We start from the raw sequence: 24055 nt of genomic DNA, 5'->3' as shown, positions 1-24055 counted from the left end.
CCCGCGATCACGGCATCATCGATGCCCTGACCAGCGCGGATGTGATGACCTTCGCGGACAAGGGGTATCAGGGTGCGCGAGGTAGCGTGCGCACACCGTTCAAGCGGCGCCGCTTCCGGCCGAAGCTGTCACGCCGACAGAAGGCCGTGAACCGGGCGCACGCGAAGATCCGTGCTCGCGGTGAACGCGCGATCGCCACACTCAAGACCTGGAAGATCCTGACCAAGCTGCGCTGCTGCCCACACCGCGCGACCGCGATCGTTCAGGCCATCCTCGTGCTGCACCACGTCGAAGCCAACCGCTACGCAGGATGAAAATGGCTCGATCTGAGAAGGTCGATTACCGCGAGGTGGTCCGCCCATACCTGGTCGGCGAGGATGTTGCCGAGCACCCTGCCCAGCAGCCACGTCGGTGGATTATCGACTTCGGCCAGCGACCGTTGGAAGCCACCTTGAGGTATCCCGCGGCAATCAAGATCGTTCGCGAGCGGGTCAAGCCAGTTCGGGAGACTAACAAGGATCGGTTTCGCCGCGAGAACTGGTGGAGTTTCGGGCGGCCCTATACCGCCATCCGTGCCGCGCTAGCCGGGCTGCCCCGGTACATCGCGGCGGGGCGGGTCGGAAAGCGGCTGCTGCTGACCTGGTGCGAGCCGTGGACCTGCCCGAGTGACCTCGTCTACGTCTTCGCGTTCGACGACGACTACTCGATGGGGGTGCTGTCGTCGTCCACGCACAGCGCCTGGGCCTGGTCGCAGTCGTCGACCCTGAAGGGCGACCTACGGTACACACCCACCTCCGCGTTCCTGCCGTTCCCGTGGCCGTACCCGGTGACCGACGAGCAGCGGGAGCGGGTGGCCGAGGCGAGCCGGCGGATGATCAGCCGGCGGCAGGAGATCTGCGCCGAGCAGCAGTTCGGGCTGACCCGGCTCTACAACCTGGTGGACGAGGGCGCGTACGCGGACCTCCGGAAGCTGCACCGTGAGCTGGACGAGGCGGTCGCGGCCTGTTACGGCTGGCCGAAGTCGATCGCGCAGGACAAGCACGAGATCGCCCGCCGCCTCTTCGCCCTGAACGCGGAGATCGCGGCCGGGCAGCGCGCCTACGACCCGTTCGCCGGCCGGGACGGCAGGTCGGTCGCGCAGCAGCTCGGGCTACCGGTCGACTGACAGCGCGTCAGGGGGTGGCGCGGAGGACGAAGGCGTCCAGCTCCTCGCCGCCGTACCAGTCGGTGCGCCGGCCCACGTAGGCCATGCCGAGCCGCCGGGCCACCGCCGCCGACGCCGTGTTGCCCGGCGACACCACCGCCCACACCCGCGGGGTGCCCGTCGCCAGTTCCCGGGCCGCCAGCGCGCGGGCCGCCTCGGTGGCGTACCCGTGGCCCCACGAGTCGGGGTGCAGGTGCCAGCCGACCTCGATGTCGGTGGTCGGCACGCGCTCGTCGCGGCCCGGCAGCGGCTTGAGCAGCTCGGCACGGGAGTAGATGTCGTAGATCCGGGCCAGGTCGCCCGGCTCGGCGGTCCAGTCGCGGATGTTGAGGCGTTCCGTGGTAAGCACGGTCATGACGCGGGATCGTAATGCGTGACGGGAGGCGGGGCGGGGAAGAAGGACGCGGTGGCAGACGGATGGCAGCGCGCGAAGCGGATCGTCAGCGCCGCGTTCCGGCCGGTACGCGGACGGGACCTGTCGCTGCACGCCGCCGCCATCACGTTCTACGGCGCGATCGCCGTGGTGCCCGTGGCGCTGCTGGCCATCTGGACGACGGGGCTGGTCGCCGGGGCGGACCGGGTGCGGCGGCTCACCTCGTACGCCATCGAGACGCTGCCCACCGACATCGGTGCGCACCGGGCGGTGGCCGCGCTGCTGGAGGCCGGGCTCGGCCTGACCCCGGCGCTGGCGCTGGCCTCGCTGCTGCCGGCGTCGCTCTACGGCGAGGGGCTGCGCCGGGCGTTCGTGTCGGTGGCCGTGCCGCGCGAGCCGGACGGGTCGCTGGTCGGCTGGCGGGGCCGGCTGCTGCTGCTCCCGCTGCTCGCGCCCGCCCCCGCGCTGCTGCTGTCGATTCTGCTGGCGCTGCCGGTGACGACCGGGCTGGTCCGCCGGGGCGGTTGGCTGGGCGCGCTCGGCGTCGTGCTGTCGTTCCTCGGCGTCTGGCTGGTGCTCACCCCGGTGCTGATGTGGGTGTTCCGGGTGGTGGGGCCGGCGTCGCCGGACTTCCTGTCGACGCTGGGCATGGGGTCGTTCACGGCGGCGAACCTGTCCGGGTTCCTGCACGGCTTCGTGCTGTTCGCCTCGCTGCCGCTCGACCTGGGGGTGCCGTTCGGCGGCTTCGACGCGATCGGCGGCGGGGTGGCGGTGCTGCTGTGGCTCTATCTCTTCCACGTGATCGTGCTGGCCGGGTACTCGGCGACGCTCGCGCTGTCGGGCTGGCGGTCCCGCCGCGCCGCCACACGATGAGCACGCGCGAGGGCGCGGCGGGCCTCCTGCCCGGGTGCCGCTAGGGGCGGTCGAGCAATCCCGCACGGGTGGCACCGACGAAGCCGGCCCAGGCCGCCGGGGCGAAGCTCAGCGTCGGGCCCTGGCGGTCCTTGCTGTCGCGCACGCCGACCGCCTCGGCGAACGCCGCCACCTCGACGCAGTCACCCTCCCCGCCGGAGCGGGTGGACGTGCGCCACACACCGTCACGCTGCACTGGACATCTCCTTCGCCATCGATGCGATCAGCTCGCGGGACTCGGCCCCGCTCAGCGCCCGCTCGGCGAGCGAACGCCAGGCCTCCTCGTACGTCTCGATCTCGTGCGGCCGGTCCAGGTAGACCGCGCCGCACGGCCCGTCGGAGTAGATGGTGGTCGGCTCGGGCTCCCGCACATTCTGCGGGAAGTCGAGCATGGTGAACGTGCCCGCCTGCGACCAGCGGAACAGCCCGGCGTCCAGCGGCAACACTCGCACGGTCACGTTGTGCTGCCCACCCGCCACCGTCAGGGCGTCGAGCTGGCGGACCATCGCCGCCCGGTCGCGCAGCGGCCGGCGCAGCACCGCCTCGCTGAGGATCACGTCGAGCTGCGGCGCCCGGGGGATCGCCCGGACGAGCAGCCGCTGCCGGCGCAGCCGCACGTCTGCCTTCGCCTGGCGTTCCGCCTCACTCAACTGCGGGCAGTCGGTGGCGATCACCTCGGTCATGTACTCGACGGTCTGCAACAGGCCCGGCACCAGGTCGGCCTCATACTTGCGGATCCGCGTCGCGGCGGACTCCAGGCCGACGTACAGCTTGAACCAGTCCTTGATCGCCTCCCCGTAGCTGTGCCACCAGCCGTGCGCCTTGGTCTCCCGGGCCAGGGCGCGCATGGTGTCGATGGTCTCGCGGGACGCGCCGTAGACCCGGCACATGGCCTCCACGTCGTTCGGGTGCATCGAGACCTGACCCGTCTCGTAGCGCCAGATCCGGGGTGCCGACCATTCGAGTTCCTTGGCCGCCGCCGCGACCGTCACGTACGCGTTCTCGCGAAGCTCCCTCAGATATCTGCCGAGCTGCCTACGCGGGACTGTGCTGCCCGAGTCGTCCACGTCATCCCCTTATCTGTCGTCGCGTAAGGCACCTCATCCCTTGGTCCGCATTCTTCTCCGAAGCATTGCTCACCGCCAGCAACGAAACGAGCATCATCAGTGACCACCGCTTCGCGGCGTGGTCCCCCGAGGGGGCAGGAGCCTCCCCCGACCTCATCCCGGCTCCTGCCCCCTCCCCCATCAACCGACCCGACCCCGGAGGCACACGTGGGCATCCCCGGAAGACGCCGCACCGACCGGCCCGTTCCGCTGGGCCCGACGCACCGCCGCGACTGGTCCCGCTGGGGGCGGCACTGCGTGTGCGGCCTGCGCTGGCCCTGCCCCGACCGCATGCTGTGCCGGCCCGACCCGGAGCGGCAGGCGGGCAGGCGGTGAACCGGCCGCGCCACTCCGACCGCGCCGGCGACCCCTCTGTTGGCGGCCCTGGCGACCGCACCGTCGAGGGCTCCGGCGACCGCGCCGCACCGGGCCGCCGGGCCCCTACGGTGGGGCGGGCGACGACCATGAGCAGCGGGTACGGGGTGTCGCTGGCCGAACTGCGCCGGCACGTGGCGGCCCGCCCGACGTGGCGGTGTCGGGTGTGTGCTGCGCCGTGGCCCTGCCAACCGGCGAAGCTCTGCCTACGCGCCGAGTACGCGCGGGACCGGGTCGGGCTGGCGATCTACCTGTGCGTGCTGATGCACGACGCGATCGCCGACCGACTGCGCACCCATCCGGAGGAGGTGGATCCGGCGGACTACTTCGCCCGCTTCATCGGCTGGGCCCGCCACTGACCACCCGCACCCCCGCCACACCCCGACCCCCAATCATCTTTCGCAGACATGGCTCAGTTGCGCAAATATCGCAGCAATGATTCCGGGGCCTTAGCAATGATTTCCAACGCACGCACCCGATCAATCGAACCCGAAGGCCGACTCTTCGCCCACCGCAGTGTCGGCACAGCATCCCTCGACCTCAGAAACTGCCGCAGACGACCCTCGCCGCCGCTTGGATCGTCACGCACCTGCCGCCATTCAGCAAGCGCTGATTCCACATCAAGGACGGCACGCACAAGCTCTATGTCGCGTGGACGGGAACTCAACCGAAGCCTGCCATCCCTAGTATGGCCGAGAACAACACACAACAATAGCTCACCGATACGAGGCCAATCACCTGGCGGGGCGTACGGTTCGTCCGAGATCGCAGATTCATCGACAAATCCGTTTTTGCCATCAGGCATCGCGACTACCACGAGGCCATAGTGCTGATGTCCCACGATTCGACACTCAATGAGGGAGTATTTGCGAAACTCCGCGCAAGTCATCGGGACCTGCCTGGCACCCAACGATCGCGCGGAAAGGAATTGAATTCCTCGAACAGATGCGACGGGATAGCATACTCGACTGCTCCCTCATTCAGGAAGTCTTCCATTGGCTCAATCCCGTTCCTCTCCAGCCAGGCGGTCGGGACCGTCACCCTGAACCCCTGACCGTGAGTATCGCCGTGGTGGGCAGCCCAATCTTCAACCCTTTTCTGATTGCCAAAATACGCCGAGCCATCCAGACCTTCATTCCAGTCCAACGGAAAGTTCTCCGGATCGAGGCCATTATCCAACTCACTAGAACCTCGAGCCTTCGGAGAAATACGATATAGATCAGTCGTGCAGTTGTGAACGAGGACCGGAGTGTTGCCGGCTACCACATGGTACGTGTGGGTGTTGGCGATGGTGAGGTTGTGGACGGTTGCCCAGGTGGTGACGTGTCGTTGGACCGCGGTGACCTGGACACGGGTGCCTGCGCTGGTCTGGAGCCACTGCCCAACCTGGAGGTCGGTGGCGTCGACCCACTGGCGAAGCTCGGGTACCCAGAAGGGGTGTCCGTCTGTCGCAGTGATCTTGGTGGTGCCGCTGTCGCCGTCCCCGCCGCTCCGGCCATCGCTGGTGGTGATGGTGACGAGGTGTTTGGTGCCGGTGCCGGTGATGGTGGCGGTGACCGTCTCGACCTCGGTCTCGCCGGTGTCGGCGTTGGTGGCGAGGACCTTGTCGCCGGGTTCGATGTCCTCGATGGGCTTGGTCGTGCCGTCGGCCATCAGGACCTTGGTGCCGGGGGTGAAGCTGTTGTCGGTGTTGCAGCCGCCACCGCCATTGGCCTTGCCGGTGCCGCCGCCTCCGCTGGAGCCACCGTTGGAGCGGTTGGAGCCGCCCGAGCTACCGCCGGGTTTGGAGCCCGTTGACTTTCCGCCGCCGCCGTTTCTGGTGGTGGCTGCGGTGGAGCCCTTGGGGTTGGCGCGGGCCTGGGCCTGCTTCTGGACGGGGTTGCCGGTCTTCTTGGCCTGCTCGGTGGCGCGGTTGCTGACGGTGTTGACCTTGTCCTGAACCTTCTTCTTCGCGGCTTGCGCTGCCTGCTTCGCGCGTTCGATGGCGAGTTTCTTGGCGTTGAGGGCAGCGGTCTCGGCGGCCTTGGCGGCGCGCAGGACGTTCTCGGCGGCGCGTTTGGCGTTCTGGAGGGCGCGGATGGCGCTGAAGGTGCGTTTCACCGCGCTGGCGATCTTCAGCGCGCTCCTGGCGGCCTTCAGGCCTGGGCTCAGCATGCTGGTGACGAGGTCGATGCAGGACCAGACGCTGCCGCCGAAGCAGCCCAAGGCGGCGTTGATGCCGAGGAAGTCCTTCAGGACGTCCCAGGCGACGGACAGGATGATCGAGGTGACGGACTTGCCCATGATGGCCTGGGCGTCGGCGACCTGGGCTGCGGACAGGCCCGCGCCCGCGAGGGCCGCGGCGGTCTCCGACGGGGTCAGCGAGATGGACAGGCCCGAGGGGTCGGTGTGGGTGGCCGGGTTGTTGTGGGCGTAGGCGTAGCCGTTGGACTGCAACGGGTCGGCGGTGTCCAGCACCGGGTCGGCGGAGAGGAACCGGCCGACGCTGGGGTCGTAGAGGCGGGCGCCCAACGGCACGTACCCGGAGGGGTCGTCACGGTTGGCCCCGAGGAACCCGGCCGGGGTCTGCATGTTGGCGGCCAGGGCGGCGGTGCCGCGCTGGTTGCCGAACGGGTCCTGCTTGCGGATCCGGGTGGTCATGGTGGCGTCGAGGGTGACCTCGGCGTACGGGGTGCCCTGGTGGTCGCCGACGACGGCGGCGAGGGCGGACGGGTTGGTGCCGTGGGCGTAGCGCAGCACCGACCCGCCCGGGGCGGCGTACGAGCGCTGGCTGCTCACCAACGCGCCGCCCTGCTGCGTGGTCACCTGCGACTCGCCCAGGTGCAGGGTGGCCTGCCGGCCCTGCACGGTCAGCAGCCGTGAGCCGCCCGGCCCGTAGATGTGCCGGGTCTCGTTCTGCGCCTGCCACTGCTGCGCCGCCGCCCCGCCCGCGCACGCGGCTAGGACGATCGGGGTGCCGTCGGCGGTGGCCGCGTCGCGCACCGCGAGGCACAGACCCGACGAGGTGTGCCGGAGCTGCCCGGTGGACAGGCGCTCCACCCGCTGGTCGGTGCCACCGTCACAGGCGCGGATCTGCGCCGCCGACCCGGCCGTCGTGCCGGTCGGCTGCACGCACCACGTGTCGTAGATGGACAGGGTGCCCAGGTTGGGGTCGGGCTGCCCGCCGGCCGGGGTGAATGCCCACTTCTGTGCGACCGTGTCGTTGCAGGCGAACAACTGCACCGGCTGACCGGCCGCGGCGTGGCCGGCGTTCAGGTCCAGGCACTTGTTGCCCAGGCCGACGTACGAGGTCCGGCCCTTGCTGCCCTGCCCGGTGATTCGCTCGACCTGGCCGTCGTACGTCCAGGTCAGGGTCTGTTCGTCGCCGTTCTGCACCGAGGTGACCGACTTCGTCTCGCCGGTCAGCTCGTACAGCCGCTGGGCGGCGGCGGTGATCGCGGCGCCGGCCGGGGTGACGTAGTTCTTCGTGACCGTGGTGAGGGTGCGCGGCTGGCTGCCGTCGGCCCTGCCATAGGCGTAGGTGGTGGTGGCGTCCTTGGCGGTGTCGCCGGTGAGGTCCTTCTCCACCAGCTTCGTGCGGTTGCCGAGCAGGTCGTACTCGTACTCCTGCCAGTAGCCGGAGCCGTCCGTGCCGGCCGCCACGTTGAGCACCCCACCCGTGCCCGCCGGGCCGGGCGCGCAGGACGCCTGGTCGGCGGCGGTCCACGCCCGCTTGAGCTGGCCGAGCGCGTCGTACTGGAAGCACTGCCGTTCCTGGATGCCGTCGGCCTGCTCGCGGATGGCCAGGACGTTGCCGGCGTTGTCGTACCAGTAGTGGCGATTCGACACCAGATTGCCGCCGACGACGCCGGTGTCGCCGGCCTTCTCGCGGTAGACCTGCTGGCTGGTCAGGGCGCCGCTGGCGTCGTCGTAGGAGGCCATGGCCCAGACCCGGTGCGGTTGCGCGCCGAGCGTCGAGCGCAACACCTGGCCGTACGGCGAGTAGACCGTCTCCGCGCCGTACCAGTCCTTGCCGGAGACCGACAGGGGCAGGCCGTCCTTGGTGTAGCGGACCAGGACCTTCTCGGTGGGCAGCGCCCCGACGCCGGGCAGCACGGTCGACTCGGGCATGCCCGTGTCGGTGTAGGTGTAGCCGTACGTGTAGGAGGTCTGCAGGCCCCAGGTGCTGGCGATGCTCGCGGGCAGCGTCAGCGTGGTCGACGTCGGCTGGTAGTCGTCGGTGTAGCCGCCAATGCTCTGGGTGTACGGCAGCCCGTCGGTATAGCGGGTGGCGGTGGCCGGCAGGCCCTTCCCGCCGGCCACCGTGTCGTAGGTGTACTCGCCGAGCAGGGTGCCGCTGCTGCCGCCGAGCCGCTGCTGGACGGGGCGGGACAGCTCGTCGTAGCCGTTCCACACCGTGACGCCCCGGGCGTTGGTGCTGGTGACCTGCCGGTCCCGGTGGTCGTAGGTGAGGGTGGTGACGCCGGTGTCCGGGTCGGTGGCGCTGACCGGCCGGCCCCGGTGGTCGTAGCTCCAGGTCCACTCCTTCGGGTTCTCGGAGTGGGTGGCCCGCGTCAGTTGGCCCTGCGGGTCGTACTGGTAGCGCATCGAGACGAAGGCGCTGCGGTCGCCCTTGGTGTAGGTGTCGACCCGCGCCGTGCGGCCCAGGGCGTCGGTGAACAGCCGGTACGAGGCCGCGCCCGCCGGGTTGAGCACGGTGGAGTGGTCCGCGCCGTACTCGTAGCGGGTGGACCGCAGCGGCACTTCGACGCCGTTGTGGACGGGCATCTCCTCGACGACCCGCCCGAGCCCGTCGTAGGTGTAGCGGGTGGCGTTGGGCACGGCGGTGTCGGCGGCCGGGGTGAACAGGGTGCCGCTCGGGTTGCCGTCGGCGTAGTAGGCATTGCGGGTCTGCCCCACCTCGCCGGCCCGGTTGTAGAGGGTGTCGGTGATCAGCCGTCCGCCGCCGACGGCCTCCTGTTGGCTCTGCCGTTCCCGGCCCAGGCCGTCGTAGATGGTGACCGCGGTCTCCACCCGGTTCTCGTGACTGCGGGCCTTCGTGGTGACGTACGGGGGCTTGCCCGCCTGGATGGTGTACTCGGCCCGGAAGTCGGGGATCGCCCCGGCCGACGGGGCGCGGCCGGCGGCCCACGCCTCGACGAGGCGGCCCAGGGCGTCGAACTTCGACTCGCTGACCCGGTCGTTGAGGTCGGTGCTGCGCACCACGACCCCGCGGCCGGGGTCGAACTCCTGGATCTGCCGGTGGTCGAGGGAGTTCTTCTCCTCGACCTGGAAGGGCTGGCCGGCGGTCGGGGTGTAGGTGGTCGTGGAGGTCTTCAGGTCGGGGTCGGTGCGGGAGACGACCCGGCCGAGGGCGTCGAAGCCGACGGTGCCGTCGGACTGGAAGCCGGAGCCGTCGCCCTTCAGCGACCAGGTCTGGGTGACCAGGGCGCGGGTGTCCGCCGCCAGGGCGGTCCCGTACGCCGCGCCGTCGTAGCCGATCCGGCTGGCGGAGCTGAGCGACGCCAGGTTCGTCCAGGTGGCGGCGGCGCAGGTGGTGGGGCTGGTCAGCATCTGCTGGGTCAGGCCGACCAGGTTCCGGTCGAGCCGGTGCAGGTAGCTGAGCTGGGTGCACGTCTCGTCGCCGGTCTTGCCGGTGTCGCCCAGCGACTCGATCTGCGTCGGCAGGCCGTGCGTGGCGTCGTAGCTGGTCTTCGTCTCGACCTTCCGCGTGGTGCGGGTGTCGTCGCCGGTGCCGGAGGAGCGGCTGTGCGCGACCACCCGGGATTCGGTGACCCGCCAGGCGCGCAGCGGGCTGAGCCCGTCGTCCCGGTCCCGCCGGCCGAGTTCCTCGGCCGCCGGGTAGGTGACGCTGCGGGTGAGCCAGTCGCCGGCCGCGGCGTCGGCGGTGGGGTAGGTGAGTTCCTCGGCGATGCGGCCGGCGAACGGCTCGCGGTCCTTGGCGATCTCCTGGCCGGCGGTGTCCTCGACGGACACGTCGTCGCCCAGGCCCCGGAAGTAGCGGGTGACGGACTTGGTCGCCACGCTGCCGTCGCCGTGGTCCGCGTCGGTCTCGCCGGTGCGGACGGTGACCTGCGCGAAGCCGGCGAACTGCGAGTAGGTCCGGGCCGACTTCTTGGTGAACTCCTGCTCGGCGAGCTTCCATCCGGGGTCGGCGTAGCTGTACCGGGTGAGGGTGCTGACCGCCGGGCCGTCGATGGCGGGGAGTTCCTCGACGCTGTCCACCACGTACTTGTGGAACCAGTCGATTTCTTCGGCGCTGGGGTCGGGGTGCCAGAACGACGGGTAGCAGAGCCGGCTGTTGTTCTTCAGCGCGGTGGTGTCCGTCTTGCCGGGCAGTCCGGTGCCGGTGGCGCAGCCGCCTGTCGGCTGCTTGTAGCTGACGACGGTCTCGCCGCCGTACTCGTTGATGATGCGGGCGATGCGCAGCCGGGAGAACCCGGGGCGGTCGTCGTTGCGCACCCGGTTCGGCATGTCCTCGGGGTTGGCCTCGAAACGCACCGGGTTCAGGGTGATCTTGTCGGTGCCGCCGGTGGGCCCGTACCCGGTCCGGGTGATCGACTCCAGCCAGAGCGCGGTGTTCGGGCCGGTCCGGGTGGTGGGGAACGCCTGCGCGAGCTGGTACTCGTCGACCACCTGGCGGGCGGTGCTGCCGGGCTGCCGCTGCGCCGAGGTGGTGATCTTGTCGAGCCGCTTGCGGGTGAAGAAGGACGGGGAGGCGTTCCAACACTTCTTGTCGTCACTGCAACGCAGGTCGGCCGGGGTGTCGTACCAGATCCGGTACTTGGCCGGGTCGCTGCTGGTGAAGTTGGCCTCGGTGCAGGTGACGGTGCCCTCGGCGAAGCACCGTTCCGCCACCGTGAAGGTGATCTGGGCGGCCGGGGCGGCGGAGAAGATGGTGTTGGCGCGCTGCCCGTAGTCGATCCGGGTGAGGTAGCCGCCCCGGTCGTACGAAACGGGGGCCTTGAAGTTGAAGTTGCGCGCGTAGTGGTTGGTCTCCTTGGCCCACCACAGGCTCATCGCGTTGCCGTGGACGTCCTCGACGTAGTCCAGCGACCAGCGCCAGGCCTGGGTGCAGACCGAGCCGGCCCAGTTGCCCGCCTGGTAGCAGTCCTCGCCCGCGTGGTTGCCGTAGACCGGGACGGTCAGCACCGAGTTGGTGACCGGGTCCCCGGTGGACCAGCCGGGGAGGCGGTGCATCCCGAAGTGGTGACGGGTGCCGTCGCGGGTGGTGACGATCCAGTACTCACCGTCGGCATCGCCGTTCGCCTTGCCGGTGTCCTCGACCAGCTCCACCCGGGAGCCGTCGCCGTTGGCGGTGAACCAGGTTTCCTCGTCGGCGTCCCAGACGAGTTCGGTGGTCATGCCGCCGAGGGAGAGGGTCGCGTTGTCGGAGCCCCAGCACAGGTCGCCGGTGCGGTGCGTGGCGTTGTTCGCACCCGACTTCTTCGAGTCCTGCGTGCAGTTGGCGTAGCTGCGGGTGATGGATCCGGCGCTGTAGTCCCAGCCGTCGCCGATCCAGGATGCCTGGTTGTTGGTGGCCGAGGTCCGGCCGTCGACCGACTGCGAGGAGTAGCCCAGGTTCACCCGGGGCATCAGGCCACCGGGAGCCTCCGGCACCTGCACCTGGTAGCCGTAGGTGAACGCGCCGGAGGAGGCGCCGGCCGCCCAGGAACCGGAGGAGAGCAACGGGGTGGCGGTGTAGTCGCCACCGGCCGAGGCCCCGGTGTCGAGCACGCCGACGACCCCGGCGCCGGCGGCGCTCGCCGCGCTGCGCGCGCCCGCGGCGCCGCTCGGGCCGGCGAGCAGCGACCCGATCGAGACACTGCCGTTGACGAGTCGGCGGGTGCCGTCGTCGTCGGTCGCGGTCGGCGCCTCGTCGGCCGGCACCAGTTCCGTCTCGCTGGACACGGCCGCCCCGGCGTCCGGGCCGGGTGCCTGGTAGGGGCTGAAAGCCAGGGGCGGCGCGCCGCCGGTGTCTGGGGCGCAGTCCCCGCCGTCCGGGTCGTCGTAGACGCAGCTGGGCAGCAGCACCAGGCCGAACCGGTCGGCCGCCTGCGGGCCGTAGAGGTCGGCGAAAGGCGTGTAGTCGACGCTGAGGGCCACCTCCGCGTCCGGGTCCGCGGTCACCGGCGGGGTGATCTTCATGATCAGGCCGGGGGCCCCGACGGCCTGGGACGCCTCCGGGCTGGAAAGGTCGACCTGCCAGGTGCCGGCCAGGTCGGCCGGATCGCCGCCCTCGGGTACGCCGAGGGCGACCGGCAGGTCCTCGACCGGCAGCGGGGTGCCGGGGGTCGCGGCCGTCAGGTCCACCTCGCCGCTGTCCTGCTGCCACGGGGTGACCGCCTGCGGCTCGTACGGGTCCACCGGCACCTCGTCGGCGGTGGTCAGCTCCGTCTCGGCGTCCGCGTCGTGGTCGACGTGCCTGATGGTGGGGATGTCGGGCAGCTCGACAGGCATCCCGGTGCGGCTCATCCCGGCACCGGGCACCGCCCATGCCTGCGCGGGGGCGAGCGCCACCAGCAGGTTCACCGAGAGCGCCAGCGCCAGGGCCCGACGGGTGGACGACCAGCGCCGGCGGCCCGTGACCGGTCGGGCGGGTCGGCCGGGACGCCGTCGGGACAGCAATCCGGTACCAGGCATACGTCGGCTCCCACCCAGGCGCGAAGACGGAAGAGATCGCGGTACGACCGCGACGGCACGGCACGCGCCGGGCGTGGCACGCCTGAGCACTGTGGATCAACCAGCACTCTTACTCAAGGTAACTGGACGTGATCAGAGCGACATGCCAGTGATCCTGGTCACGGCTTATTTCCTCGCGAGAGCCGTCGAGGCAACGGATTCCCCCCTTGACGGATCAATCCGCACATGACCGGCAAGTTGGGCCAAGGAAAGCCGCATAGGTCAACTCTTGGTCGCGACTCTCGACGACAGCGCGTACAAGATCACGAATCGATAACGGAAGAAAGTGTGACGAGCTGGCGACTGGTTGTGCGATCGTGTGCCCGCGCTTGCTGCCCCGTGGCCCTCCGCCGGACGGGATCGCTCGTCGTTGCCGCCGCCCTGTCCGCCCGGCCCCCCACGGGAGTAGACCGCCGTGACCGTGCCTCGCCTGCTCAGCCCTTTCCTGCGTACGCGTACCCGGCAGCTCTGCACCCTGGGCTTTCTGCTGGTCGCGCTCCTCGTGGCCGGGCTGCCCTACTGGCTGCGCGCCGACGACAGCCGGCCCTCCCGACCGGAGCGGGCCCTCGAAGCCGCGCCGGTGGACACCGCCGGCCGGGACTACGCGGCCGCGATGGCCGAGGCCCGACGCACCGGTCAGGAGGTGCCCGTCGACACCGCGACCACCGCCACCTCGCTCACCTGGGCGCGCCCGGACAGCAAGCTCCGCACCACCTTCCACGCGGTGCCCCAGCGCGCGAAGACCGCCTCCGGGCAGTGGGCCCCGATCGACACCACCCTCACCCGCGCTGACCGCACCCCCACCGGGCTGGATGTCACGCCGGCCAACGCGCCGGCGCCGGTCCGCTTCTCCGCCGGCAGCCCTTCCGCAGCCAAGCAGGACGGGCAGTCGAGCGGCATCACCACCAATTCACTGCGGCTCGCCCCGGCCGCCCAGTCCGAGAGCCCCGCCGAGACCGCCCTCGCCGAGGTGCAGATCGACGGCCACACGATCACCTACCTGTGGCCCGGCCTCCTGCCGGAACCGGTGCTGGACGGGCCCCGCGCGCTCTACCCCGAGGTGTTGCCCGGTGTCGACCTGCTCGTCGTCGCCCGCGAAGAGGGCGGGTTCGGGCAACTGCTGATCGTCAAGAACCGCAACGCCGCCACTCTCGACGCCGTCGACACCCTGACCTACGGGCTGCGGTCCGCGACGGCCGTCTTCCGCCACCAGCAGCCCACCAACGGGGTGCAGATCCTCGACCCCGTCAGCGGTGCGGAGATCGGCTCCATCCCCAGCCCGTTCGCCTGGGACTCCGCCGGCCGGGAGCCCACCTCGCCCGAGACGCCGCTGCGCACGGCGGTGGACACCAGCGCCCACGTGCTGCAACTCTCCGGCCTCAGCGGCGCCGAGCCCGGTTCCCGGCAGGGCCCGATGCCCACCCGCCTCGACGGTGAGGACACCGGCGAGGCCCGGTTGCACCTGGACGCCGCCGCCACCGGCCTGCTCACCGATCCCGAGGCGCTCTTCCCGCTCTTCCTCGACCCGACCCTCAAGACAGGACTGCAGTCCTGGGCCACCGTCTACAAGCAGAGCCCGAACACCAACACCTACCACAGCACCAACTTCAACAGCGGCACCTCGGACGCCCGGGTCGGCTACGACGAGGACACTCCCCTGACGACGCGTTCCTTCTGGCGGATGGGCTTCGACAGCAAGATCAAGGGAACGGTGGTCAGCGAGGCCGGCTTCCGGGTGCTGAACAACCACTCCTGGTCCTGCACGGCCCGGGAGATGCAGCTCTGGCTCACCGGCGCCATCTCCTCCAGCAGCACCTGGCAGAAGCAACCGGCATGGGAGTCCGTGCAGCAGAAGCGGTCCTTCGCCCACGGCTACGGCAGCAGCTGCGACGACGAGTACGTCCGGTTCGACGTGCTGGGCGCGGCCCAGGAGGCCGCCACCAAGGGCTGGGGAAGCATCACCCTCGGCATGCGCGCCACCAGCGAGTCCGACACGCTGACCTGGCGCAAGTTCAAGGCCAACACGGCCGAGCTGGAGGTCGTCCACAACCGTCCCCCGGGCGAGCCGACGGACGGCCGGACCTCGCCCGGCGGCGCTTGCGTGCCCGGCCCCGGCGGCGGCGCCACCATCGCCCGGACCACGATCTCCCTGTCGGCGAAGGCCATCGACCCGGACGGCAACCTCAAGGGGCTGCGCTTCCGCTTCTGGCGGACCGGCACCACGGTGCCCGCGGGTACCCTCGTCACCCACTCCAGTGACGGCAGGGCCAGTTGGACGGTCCCCGTCGGCAGCCTGGAAGACGGGGTCACCTACTCCTGGGACGTGCGCGCCGAGGACCACTCGAACGCGTCGTCCTCGTACTATCCGCCGGGCACCGAGCCGTGCCGCTTCACCATCGACGCCTCCGCGCCCCCGGCTCCGGACGTCGCCAGCAACGTGTGGCTGGAGGCGACCCCGGACGGCGCCACCTGGTCCACCGTGAAGTTCGGGCAGACCGGGCCGGTCGAGTTCAGCGCGGCGGGCGCCGCCCAGTTCACCTACTCGTTCGAGAGCATCAACCCCCTCACGATCCCGGCCAGCGGCGGCAAGGCCACCGTGGCCGGTCTGGCTCCCCGGCACGCCGGCCCGAACACCCTGCACGTGTACGCCCTCGACGCGGTCGGCAACCGCAGCGTCCGCACCGACTACACCTTCTACGTGCCGCCCAGCGAGACGGCCGACAAACCCGGCGACGTCACCGGCGACGACCTGCCCGACCTGATCCTCGTCGATGCCACGGGCAACCTGCGCACCTACGCGGGCGATGAGGGCGGCGAGTTGTACTCGTGGCTCGCCGCCTCCTACACCACCGGCAACGAACTGAACCCGCCGGGACATTGGTGGGACGCGGGTGCCGCCAAGGCGGCCCTGATCGCCAAGTACGACGACGCCTACCCGGGCGACGGCGTCACCGACCTGTTCGCTCGCACCCCCGACGGCCGATTCTGGCTCTACCCCGGCGACGGGTACGGCAGTTTCGACGTCAACCGCCGGCTGCGGGTCCTGCTGCCGCCCGGCGCGCCGGATCCGGGCACCTGGACCCAGATCAAGGCCGTCGGTGACGTCACCGGCGATCAACGGCCGGACCTGGTGGTGCGGGCCGGGACGGCGTTCTGGATGCTCGGTGGCTACACCGGGGCGAGCTTCCAGGAGGCGACCCTGATGGAGGGGTCCGCCTGGGGGCGCAGGGACATCGTCAACGTGGCGGACGTCGACGTCGACGGCACCCCCGACCTGCTCTGGCGCAACCTGGACAACGGCAACATGTACGTCCGCCACGGCCTGCCCGGGGCGGCAGCGGGCAGCGTCGACCTGCACTCGCTCAAGCAGGCCGCCAACTCGCGCGACGGCGACGTCTCCTATGGCACCGGCTGGACGGAGGCGGCGATGAGCTCGGTGATCGCGATCCCGGACGTCAGCGGCGACCAGGTGCCCGACCTCTGGGTCCGGTCTGGCGCCGACGGTCAGATCCGGGTCTACCACCCCTCCGCCACGAGTGCCGGCACCCCGGTGAAGGTCGTGCTGGGCGCGGACTGGAGCACCATGAAGTCCTTCGGCTGATCCACCTCACGACAACCAGCAGGCTCCGCAAGCAGAACCCGCCAATGCGGTGAACAGCCACTAGTAGTGCTTTGTTAGGTTCGGTGGCGTTTGTTGCGGTGTAACGGTTTCACGGGTTGGTGGCAGGTGATGCAGGCGCCGGTCCAGGTCGCGAGGAGTCGTTGCAGCTCGCGGATGACCGCGTAGAGGGTCAGGCCGGCGCATCCGCTTTTGGGTCCAGACGCAGTTCGGTGATGAACAGATGCGCGGCGGTGACCAGGGTGACGTGGCGGTGCCAGCCGGTCCAGGAGCGGCCTTCGAAGTGGTCCAGGCCGAGGCCGGTCTTCAGTTCTCGGTAGTCGTGTTCGATGCGCCAGCGGATCTTGCCGTAGCGGACAAGGTCGGCGTGACTGGTGGTGGCCGGCAGGCTGGACAGCCAGTACTTCACCGGCTCGGCCTCGTCGTGCGGCCACTGAGCGATCAGCCACCGCTCGGGCAGGAGACCGTCCGGGTCACGAGCGACGCGGTGCCCGGCCGGACGGACCCGCAGGAAGATGAACTGGGAGCTCATCGTGCCTTTCGAGCCTTCCCGCCAGGTGATCGTCTCCGCAGCCTGGCGGCCGGCGGCGCGGATGTGTTCGACCAGGCTGACCGCCGTCTTGGGGTAGCGCGGTTCGGTGCGGGTGGGTGGGCGACCACGCCCGGACCACACCCGCGGCACCGGTTGCACCTCTGGCTTGTGAGCGAGGGCGTCGCCTTTGACCTGCATGATGTAGCCGATCCCACGCTCGTCCAAGGCGCTGCGGAACTGGCTGTTGTCTCCGTAGCCGGCGTCCGCTGCCAGCAGCGGTGGGCGCAGGCCGTGCTCGGCCAGTTCGTCGAGCATCCCCACGACCAGCGCCCACTTCGGGCGATGACGCTCGTCGGCGGGTATCCCACAGCGGGTCCGGCGAACGGCCACCACGGGCCGGTCTGCCTCGTCTACGGCGTGGTCGTCCCACGACGTCGGCACGAACAACCGCCAGTCCAGAGGACACGACGCGGTGTCGGTGACGGCGTGGACGCTCACCCCGATCTGACAGTTCGCCACCTTGCCCAACGTCCCCGAGTACTGCCTGGCCACGCCCGGCGAACTCTTGCCGTCCTTCGGGAAGCCGGTGTCGTCGACCACCCACGCGACCGGCCTGACCGCCTCGACCGCCCGGCGGGCCAGCCGTATCCGCACCGCCGCGGTGTCCCACGTCGACGTCGTCACGAACTGCTGTAACCCCTGGTGATCCACCCCGAGCCGATCCGCCATCGGCTGCATCGACTTACGCCGACCGTCCAGCAACAAGCCCCGCAGATACATCTCACCCTTGGCCCGCTGATCCGAGCGCACCAGCGGGGTGAACACATCCGCGGCGAACGCCTCAAGCCGTTGCCGCACAACGGAAAGCTCGTCAGGGGTCACGCCAACATCGAACTACCCCGAACCGCCACCGACGGCCAGCGACACACCGACCTAACAAAGCACTACTAGGGAGCTGAGTCACCTACGACATCACGCCGCCCGGCCCTCCCCGCCCTCCCTACCGGCCCCGGCGCGTCCCGGCCCGGCGCGGTGATCAAGAGGAATGTGTCATCGTCGAGATCATTCCTGACGCATTCCTCTTGATCACCGGAGTGCTGGGGTGGCCATCGGGTACTGGGGTGGGTGGGTGATGTCGTAAGTGACTCAGCTCCCTAGCGGGCGGGCCGGGTCACGTCAGCGACCTCCGGGCATCCGGTGGCGCAGCCGTTCGGAGGGCAATCGTCGGCGGCCCAGCGGTCAGGGTCAGGGGTCAGCGGCGGAAGGGGCCGGTGATCTCGTACGTGATGCCGTCGTTGCCGGTGACCGCCCCGCTGACTCCCCGCTGCGACGAGAAGTAGAGGCGGCTGCCGTCCGGGGAGAAGGCCGGGCCGGTCAGCTCCGAGCCGGACTGCCCGAGCAGGCGCAGGAACGGGGTGACCACGCCGGCCGGGGTGATCATGTTGATCTCCATGTTGCCGCCGTCCTCGGCCACGTACAGGTCGCCGGAGCGGGTGCCGGTGATGTTGTCGACGCCGGTGAGCGGGGCCGCCCCGGCGGGCACCAGCGAGTCGTCGTACGCGAGTTCGAGGCGCTGGTTGGCGGCGTCGTACGCCCAGACCCGGTTGTCGCCCTTGGTGGTGAACCAGCAGGTGCCCCGGTCGTACCAGCAGCCCTCGCCGCCGTCGAAGTGCTGTGCCGCGCCGACCTGACGCCGGGTGGGGATGGGGAACCCGTCGCGGTCGGGCACGTCGGCCCAGGTCACGGGGCCGGTCACCTGGCCGGCGGGCGCGCAGAGCACCTGGAGCCGGCCGGTGCGCAGGTCGCCCCAGGTGTCGGGGACGAACCGGTAGAAGCAGCCGTCCTCCTCGTCCTCGGTGAGGTAGACGACGCCCCGGTCGGGGTCGCAGGCGGCGGCCTCGTGGGTGAACCGGCCCATCCGGGTGCGCTCCTCGGCGGCGCGGCTGCCGTCGGGCCAGGTTTCCATGACCCGGCCGAGCGGCGCCTCCTCGCAGGAGAGCCAGGTGCCCCACGGGGTGGCCCCGCCGGCGCAGTTGAGGTTGGTCCCGCCGAGGATCCGGTACGCCGAGGCGATGCTGCCGTCGGCGCGGAACCGCACGGCCGACGTGCCGCCGGCGAGCGGGATCTCGGAGTTGGAGACGTAGATCCAGCCGTCGGGGGCGGGGAAGCACGCGCCGCCGTCGGGGGCCCAGTGCCACAGGTAGGAGGTGCCGGCGACCCGCTGCCCGGAGCGGGCGACCACCCGGCTGGTGAAGCCGGCGGGCAGGTGGATGCCGTTGGCGTCGGCGGCGAGCAGGTCCCCGTACGGGCCGGGGCCGGGCTGGGCCGGCCCGGCGGCGAGGGCCGGCGCGGAGAGGGCGGCGGAGGCCCAGAGGCTGCCGCAGAAGGCGGCGGCCCCGCCGGCGACGGTGGCGCGCAGGACGGTACGACGGTCCATCGGTTACCTCCCGGTAGGGTCGATGCCCCACCGACGGTAGAGCCGGCGGGGCATCGACACCAGTGACTACCCGATGAACGCGGGGTGACGGCTCTCCGGCCCGGCGGGCTCCGGCTCGACCGCGTCCGGGGCGGCCTGTTCCGCCGCGCCACCGGCCCCGGGTCCGGCCGGGTCGTCCGACTCGCGGATGCCGAAGCGGCGGTAGACCGCGCCGAGCGGGCCGGGGGCCCACCAGTTCCAGCGGCCGAGCAGGCGCATGGTGGCCGGCACCAGCAGCGCCCGGACCAGGGTCGCGTCGACCACGATCGCCACGATCATGCCGATCCCGATCAGCTTGATGTACGCCATCGCGCCGGTGGCGAAGCCGGCGACCACGATGACGAGCAGCAGGGCGGCGGCGGTGATGATCCGGCCGGTGCGTTGCAGGCCGGCGGCCACCGACGCGGTGTTGTCGCCGGTGCGGTCCCACTCCTCGCGGACCCGGGAGAGCAGGAACACCTCGTAGTCGGTGGCCAGCCCGAACAGCACGGCGAGCATGAGGATCACGTTGCTCGGCTCGATGAACCCGGTCGAGGTGAAGCCGAGCAGCCCGGACAGGTGCCCGTCCTGGAAGATCCAGACCACCACGCCGAACGACGCGCCGATGGAGAGCAGGTTCATCAGCACCGCCTTGACCGGCAGCACCACCGAGCCGAACGCGAGGAAGAGCAGCAGCAGGGTCGCGCCGGCCATCAGCAGGGCCATCCAGGGCAGCCGGTCGCCGAGGCTGCCCAGCAGGTCCCGGTCGACACCGGGCCGGCCGCCGACGAGCACCCGCGCGCCGTCCGGGGCGGGCAGGGCGCGCAGGTCGCCGACGAGGTCCCGGGCGGCGTCGCCGGTCGGCTCGCCCGGGTAGGCGACGGCGAGCAGCGTCGAGGCCCCCCGGGTCGCGGCGACCCGCACGCCGGTCACCCCGGGCACCGCCGCGATCCGGTCGGCGAACGGCCCGACCGCGTCGGCCGGCACGCCGGTGACCAGCACGTCGATCGGGGCGATGGTGCCGCCGGGGAACTGCGCGGCGATCCGCTCGGAGACCACCCGGGGGCCGGCGTCGGCCGGGAGCACCCGCTCGTCGACGCCGCCGAACTCGGCGCGCAGGAACGGGGTGGCCAGCAGCCCCAGGATCAGGGCCACCCCGACCAGGTAGGGCACCGGGCGGCGCATCACGCTGCGCGCGATCCGGGCCCAGGCGCCGCTGGTGGCGGCCTGCGCCGGCCGCCCACGGCCCGCCCCACGCCGCCACGGCACGGGTACGCGCACCGCGTCGACCCGGCGGCCGAGCACCGCGAGCAGGGCCGGCAGCACGGTGAGCGCCGCGAGCATGGCGACCAGCACGGCGGCCATCCCGCCGAGGCCCATCGAGCGCAGGAACGGCTGCGGGAAGACCAGCAGGCTGGCCATGGCGAGGGCGACGGTGAGCCCGGAGACGAGGACGGTGCGGCCGGCGGTGGCCATGGTGCGGCGTACCGCCTCGGCGGTGTCGCGGCCGGCGGCGAGTTCCTCGCGGAACCGGCTGACCACGAACAGGGCGTAGTCGACGGCCATGCCGAGGCCGATCAGGGTGATCACGTTGATCGCGAAGATCGACATGTCGGTGACCATGTTGAGCAGCCGGACGGCGACGAACGCGCCGAGGATGGCGAGCCCGCCGACGAGCAGCGGGGTGGTGGCCGCGACCAGCCCGCCGAAGATCAGCACGAGCAGGGCCAGCAGCACCGGCATGGAGAGCAGCTCGGCGCGGGTGATGTCCTCGGTGGTCTGCTCGTTGGCGTACCGCTGGAAGGCCACCGCGCCGCCGAGCTCGGTGCGCAGCCCGGGGGCGTCGAACGCGGGCCGCACCGCGTCGTACGCCTCGGCGCGGGCGTCCTCGTCGACGCCGTCGAGCTGGACGAGGGCGTAGGTGGCCCGGCGGTCGGTGGACACCAGGTGGGGCGCCGGGGTGTCGTAGAAGGTGGTCACGCTGTCGATCTCGGGGCGCTGGCGCAGCGCCGCGACGGTGGCGGCGACCGGGTCGCGGAACGCCGGCTGGTCGACGGTGGCGGTGTCGCTGGACCAGAGCACGATAACGTCGGCGCCCTGCCGGCCCAGCTCGGCGGTGATCCGCTCGGCCGTGCGGCTGGACTCGCTGGCCGGGTCGGCGAACCCGCCGCCGCTGAGCTGGCCGAAGACGCCGGTCCCCCAGGTCGCGCCGAGCGCCATGAGCGCCACGGCGGCGGCCAGCACGGCCCAGCGGGCCCGCACCACCGCCCGCCCCCACCAGTCGAACATCGCATTCCCCCTCACCGACCGTTTAAGGTCGTGGTCAGTAACCATGGCTCTCAGAAGTGAACGCCGTTTACTATGACTACGGTGTTCGCTCCAGTCAAGGGGGTTCACGCATGTCCGCACCGACCCGCCGGGAACGGCTACGCGCGACCACCCTGTCCGAGATCAAGGACGGGGCTCGCCGGCTGCTCGTGACCGGCGGGGTCGAGGCGATCTCCCTGCGCGCCATCGCCCGCGACATGGGGATGACCGCGCCCGCCATCTACCGCTACTTCCCCAACCTGGAGGCCCTCGTCGGCGCGCTGGCCGGCGACCTCTACGACGAGCTGCGCGGCATCATCGAGGCGGCCCGGGACGCCGCCGGCGGAAAACCCGTCGACCAGCTCACGGCCATGTGCCGGGCGATGCGCCACTGGGCCGTCGCGCACCCCGCCGAGTTCAGCCTGATCTTCGGCAACCCCGTCCCGGGGGTCGCCGCGTTCACCGACGCCTGCGCCGACGCCGAGCACCCGGGCGCGCGGTTCGGGGCGGTCTTCCTCGCCCCGTTCCTCGCGCTGACCCGGGGCGCGGCGCTGCCCGGCCCCCCGGCCGACGTGCTGCACCAGCAGCTCGGCTGCCACCTCACCCCGCTCACCGCCAAGCACGGCGAGCTGCCGATCGAGGTCGCGTACGCGTTCCTGTCGGCCTGGACCCGGCTCTACGGCCTGGTCGCCATGGAGGTCTTCGGCCACCTCGCCTGGGCCGTGGACTCCCCCGGGGCGCTGTTCGAGACCGAACTCGCCGCGCTGCTCGGCCAGCTGCGCGGGGCACCCGACGGCGGCCCGCCGGCCGGGAACGGCGACGGCCCCCCGGCCGGGTCGGCGCGGCACTAGGCTGCCCGAGCATGAGCGAGCACAGCGGCACGACCGCGACGAGCAACGCGAGTGACCTGCCGGCCCGCGCCGACGTGGTGGTCGTCGGCTCCGGGCACAACGGGCTGGTCTCGGCGATCCTGCTGGCCCGCGCCGGCCTCGACGTGCTGGTGCTGGAGGCCGCCGGGGTGATCGGCGGGGCCACCCGCACCGAGAACCCGTTCCCGAAGGTGCCCGGGCTGCGCCACTCCACCGGGTCCTACCTTCTCGGCCTGATGCCGCCGGAGCTGCTCGCCACGCTCGACGTGCGCATCCCCGTGCTGCGCCGCGACCCGCACTACTTCCTGCCCACCCCGGGCGGCACCGGGTCGCCGTACCTGCTGATGGGCAGCGACACGGCCGCCACCCGGCGGCAGCTCGCGGAGTTCTTCTCCCCCGCCGACGTGGCCGCCGACGACGCCATGCAGGCCGAGCTGGCCCAGCTCCGCGACGACCTGGCCCCCGCCTGGCTGGCCGAGCCGCTGCCGGTCGAGGAGATCGCGCAGCGGCACGTCCGGCCCGCCCTGCGGCAGGTCTTCGTCGACCTCGTGCGCGGCTCCGTCGCCGACTACCTGGCCCGCTTCGACTTCCGCTCCGAGCTGCTGGTCAGCATGTACGCGGTCACCGACGGGCTGTCCGGGCTGAACGCCGGCCCCGACGACCCCGGCACCGGGCATAACTTCCTCGTGCACAACATGTGCCGGCTGCCCGGATCCGACGGCACCTGGATGATCGCCGAGGGCGGCATGGGCACCGTCTCGCGCACCTTCGCCGACGCGGCCCGCGCCGCCGGGGCGCGCATCCTGACCGACGCCCCGGTCACCGCGATCACCCTCGACGGCGGCGCGGCCAGCGGCGTGACCCTCGCCGACGGCCGGCACGTGGCCGCCCGGGTGGTGCTCGGGGCGTGCGACCCGTACCGGCTGATGGAATTGCTGCCCGACGGCGCGCTCCCGGCGGAGCTGGGCGCGCGGATGGCGGCCGTCCGCCGGCCCGGCACCACCCTCAAGGTCAACCTGGCGCTGACCGGGCTGCCCCGCTTCTCCTGCCTGCCCCCCGGCGCGCCCAGCCCGTTCGGCTCCACCATCCACCTGCTGCCCGGCTCGGCGTCGCTGGTCGGCGGCGGGGGCGAGCCGCCGATGGCGGCGTTGCGCGCCATGTGGGCCGACGTGCAGGCCGGGCGGCTGCCCGCCGAGCCCACCATCGAGTGGTATCTGCACACCACCGTCGACCCGTCGCTGTCCGACGCCGAAGGGCACCACTCGTCGGCCCTGTTCGTGCAGTCGGTGCCCTACGCGCTCGCCGACGGCACCTGGGACGCGGCCCTGCCCGGCTACGTCGACCGGCTGATCGGCATCTGCGAGCGGTACGCGCCCGGCACCGGCGACCTGATCGCCGACGCCGTGCCGCTGACCCCGGCCGGCATCGAGGCGCACTTCGGCATCACCGGCGGGCACATCCACCACGTCGACAACACGGTCTCCTTCACCGACCGGATGCCGTACGCCACCGGCGTCGACGGCGTCTACGCCGGCAGCGCCGGCTGCCACCCGGCGGGCAGCGTCATCGGGGCGGCCGGCCACAACGCGGCCCGCCGCATCCTCGCCGACTGGGTGTAAGG

General features: G+C 71.4%; 14 protein-coding genes. 7 read left to right on the top strand and 7 right to left on the bottom strand.

All coding sequences use genetic code 11. The features are described 5' to 3' along the window. Positions 1-314 (top strand): transposase family protein (locus GA0070558_RS01670; protein ID WP_141722153.1); only part of this gene is annotated, 314 nt, incomplete at its 5' end. After that, complete coding sequence (locus GA0070558_RS32680; RefSeq protein WP_369523363.1) at positions 311-1165, top strand: type IIL restriction-modification enzyme MmeI; 855 nt, start codon at positions 311-313, stop codon at positions 1163-1165. The genes GA0070558_RS01670 and GA0070558_RS32680, both read left to right, overlap by 4 nt. Positions 1166-1172: 7 nt before the next feature. On the opposite strand, the gene GA0070558_RS01660 is transcribed toward GA0070558_RS32680, so the two are convergent. Next, positions 1173-1559 (bottom strand): GNAT family N-acetyltransferase, encoded by a 387-nt coding sequence (locus GA0070558_RS01660; protein WP_091274700.1) that lies wholly within the window; start codon positions 1557-1559, stop codon positions 1173-1175. 51 nt (positions 1560-1610) lie between these two features. Between GA0070558_RS01660 and GA0070558_RS01655 the strand changes: the two genes are divergently transcribed. After that, the gene (locus tag GA0070558_RS01655; RefSeq protein WP_091274696.1) at positions 1611-2450 is read left to right on the top strand and encodes a YhjD/YihY/BrkB family envelope integrity protein; all 840 of its coding nucleotides are present in this window, start codon (positions 1611-1613) and stop codon (positions 2448-2450) included. A 40-nt stretch (positions 2451-2490) separates the two neighbouring features. Here GA0070558_RS01655 and GA0070558_RS01650 read toward each other — a convergent pair whose 3' ends face one another. Both GA0070558_RS01650 and GA0070558_RS01645 read right to left on the bottom strand, forming a co-directional pair. After that, entirely contained in the window at positions 2491-2670 is a 180-nt protein-coding gene (locus GA0070558_RS01650) for a DUF397 domain-containing protein (RefSeq protein WP_091274805.1), read from the bottom strand. Positions 2671-2674: 4 nt separating this feature from the next. Further along, positions 2675-3556 carry a helix-turn-helix domain-containing protein gene (locus GA0070558_RS01645; RefSeq protein WP_091274693.1) on the bottom strand — a complete coding sequence of 294 codons (882 nt, stop codon included), beginning with the start codon at positions 3554-3556 and terminating at the stop codon, positions 2675-2677. A 503-nt stretch (positions 3557-4059) separates the two neighbouring features. Between GA0070558_RS01645 and GA0070558_RS01640 the strand changes: the two genes are divergently transcribed. After that, a complete protein-coding gene (locus GA0070558_RS01640) occupies positions 4060-4329 on the top strand; it encodes a hypothetical protein (RefSeq protein WP_091274689.1) in 270 nt (89 codons plus the stop codon). A 526-nt stretch (positions 4330-4855) separates the two neighbouring features. Here the strand turns inward: GA0070558_RS01640 and GA0070558_RS01635 are convergent. After that, positions 4856-12613, bottom strand: coding sequence for a ricin-type beta-trefoil lectin domain protein (locus tag GA0070558_RS01635; protein WP_091274686.1), 7758 nt, complete (start codon positions 12611-12613; stop codon positions 4856-4858). A gap of 454 nt (positions 12614-13067) precedes the next feature. On the opposite strand from GA0070558_RS01635, the gene GA0070558_RS01630 reads away from it, so the two are divergent. Beyond that, positions 13068-16253, top strand: a complete 3186-nt coding sequence (locus GA0070558_RS01630; RefSeq protein ID WP_091274682.1) for a DNRLRE domain-containing protein — start codon at positions 13068-13070, stop codon at positions 16251-16253. 190 nt (positions 16254-16443) lie between these two features. Here the strand turns inward: GA0070558_RS01630 and GA0070558_RS01625 are convergent, their stop codons facing one another. The 3 genes from GA0070558_RS01625 to GA0070558_RS01615 all read right to left on the bottom strand — a co-directional run bounded on the left by GA0070558_RS01625 (position 16444) and on the right by GA0070558_RS01615 (position 21547). Further along, the gene (locus GA0070558_RS01625; protein ID WP_176734056.1) at positions 16444-17685 is read right to left on the bottom strand and encodes an IS701 family transposase; all 1242 of its coding nucleotides are present in this window, start codon (positions 17683-17685) and stop codon (positions 16444-16446) included. A 370-nt stretch (positions 17686-18055) separates the two neighbouring features. Then, a complete protein-coding gene (locus GA0070558_RS01620; RefSeq protein WP_091274676.1) occupies positions 18056-19240 on the bottom strand; it encodes an alkaline phosphatase PhoX in 1185 nt (394 codons plus the stop codon). A 66-nt stretch (positions 19241-19306) separates the two neighbouring features. Next, positions 19307-21547, bottom strand: a complete 2241-nt coding sequence (locus GA0070558_RS01615) for an MMPL family transporter (protein WP_091274673.1) — start codon at positions 21545-21547, stop codon at positions 19307-19309. Positions 21548-21657: 110 nt separating this feature from the next. Between GA0070558_RS01615 and GA0070558_RS01610 the strand changes: the two genes are divergently transcribed. Further along, positions 21658-22416: a TetR/AcrR family transcriptional regulator gene (locus GA0070558_RS01610; protein WP_091274671.1), complete on the top strand. Its 759-nt coding sequence runs from the start codon at positions 21658-21660 to the stop codon at positions 22414-22416. 11 nt (positions 22417-22427) lie between these two features. Beyond that, entirely contained in the window at positions 22428-24053 is a 1626-nt protein-coding gene (locus GA0070558_RS01605; RefSeq protein ID WP_091274668.1) for a phytoene desaturase family protein, read from the top strand. Positions 24054-24055 lie beyond the last annotated feature (2 nt).

The organism is Micromonospora haikouensis (assembly GCF_900091595.1).
Taxonomy (GTDB): domain Bacteria; phylum Actinomycetota; class Actinomycetes; order Mycobacteriales; family Micromonosporaceae; genus Micromonospora; species Micromonospora haikouensis.
The sequence above is the reverse complement of the archived record's forward strand: the minus strand, read 5'-3'. Positions and strand labels throughout refer to the sequence as shown.

Excerpts from the sequence above, each read along its gene's own strand:
- GA0070558_RS01660 (WP_091274700.1), bottom strand. The coding sequence starts at position 1,559 with ATGACCGTGCTTACCACGGAACGCCTCAACATCCGCGACTGGACCGCC.
- GA0070558_RS01635 (WP_091274686.1), bottom strand. The coding sequence starts at position 12,613 with ATGCCTGGTACCGGATTGCTGTCCCGACGGCGTCCCGGCCGACCCGCC.
- GA0070558_RS01605 (WP_091274668.1), top strand. The coding sequence starts at position 22,428 with ATGAGCGAGCACAGCGGCACGACCGCGACGAGCAACGCGAGTGACCTG.
- GA0070558_RS32680 (WP_369523363.1), top strand. The coding sequence starts at position 311 with ATGAAAATGGCTCGATCTGAGAAGGTCGATTACCGCGAGGTGGTCCGC.
- GA0070558_RS01615 (WP_091274673.1), bottom strand. The coding sequence starts at position 21,547 with ATGTTCGACTGGTGGGGGCGGGCGGTGGTGCGGGCCCGCTGGGCCGTG.
- GA0070558_RS01610 (WP_091274671.1), top strand. The coding sequence starts at position 21,658 with ATGTCCGCACCGACCCGCCGGGAACGGCTACGCGCGACCACCCTGTCC.
- GA0070558_RS01640 (WP_091274689.1), top strand. The coding sequence starts at position 4,060 with ATGAGCAGCGGGTACGGGGTGTCGCTGGCCGAACTGCGCCGGCACGTG.
- GA0070558_RS01620 (WP_091274676.1), bottom strand. The coding sequence starts at position 19,240 with ATGGACCGTCGTACCGTCCTGCGCGCCACCGTCGCCGGCGGGGCCGCC.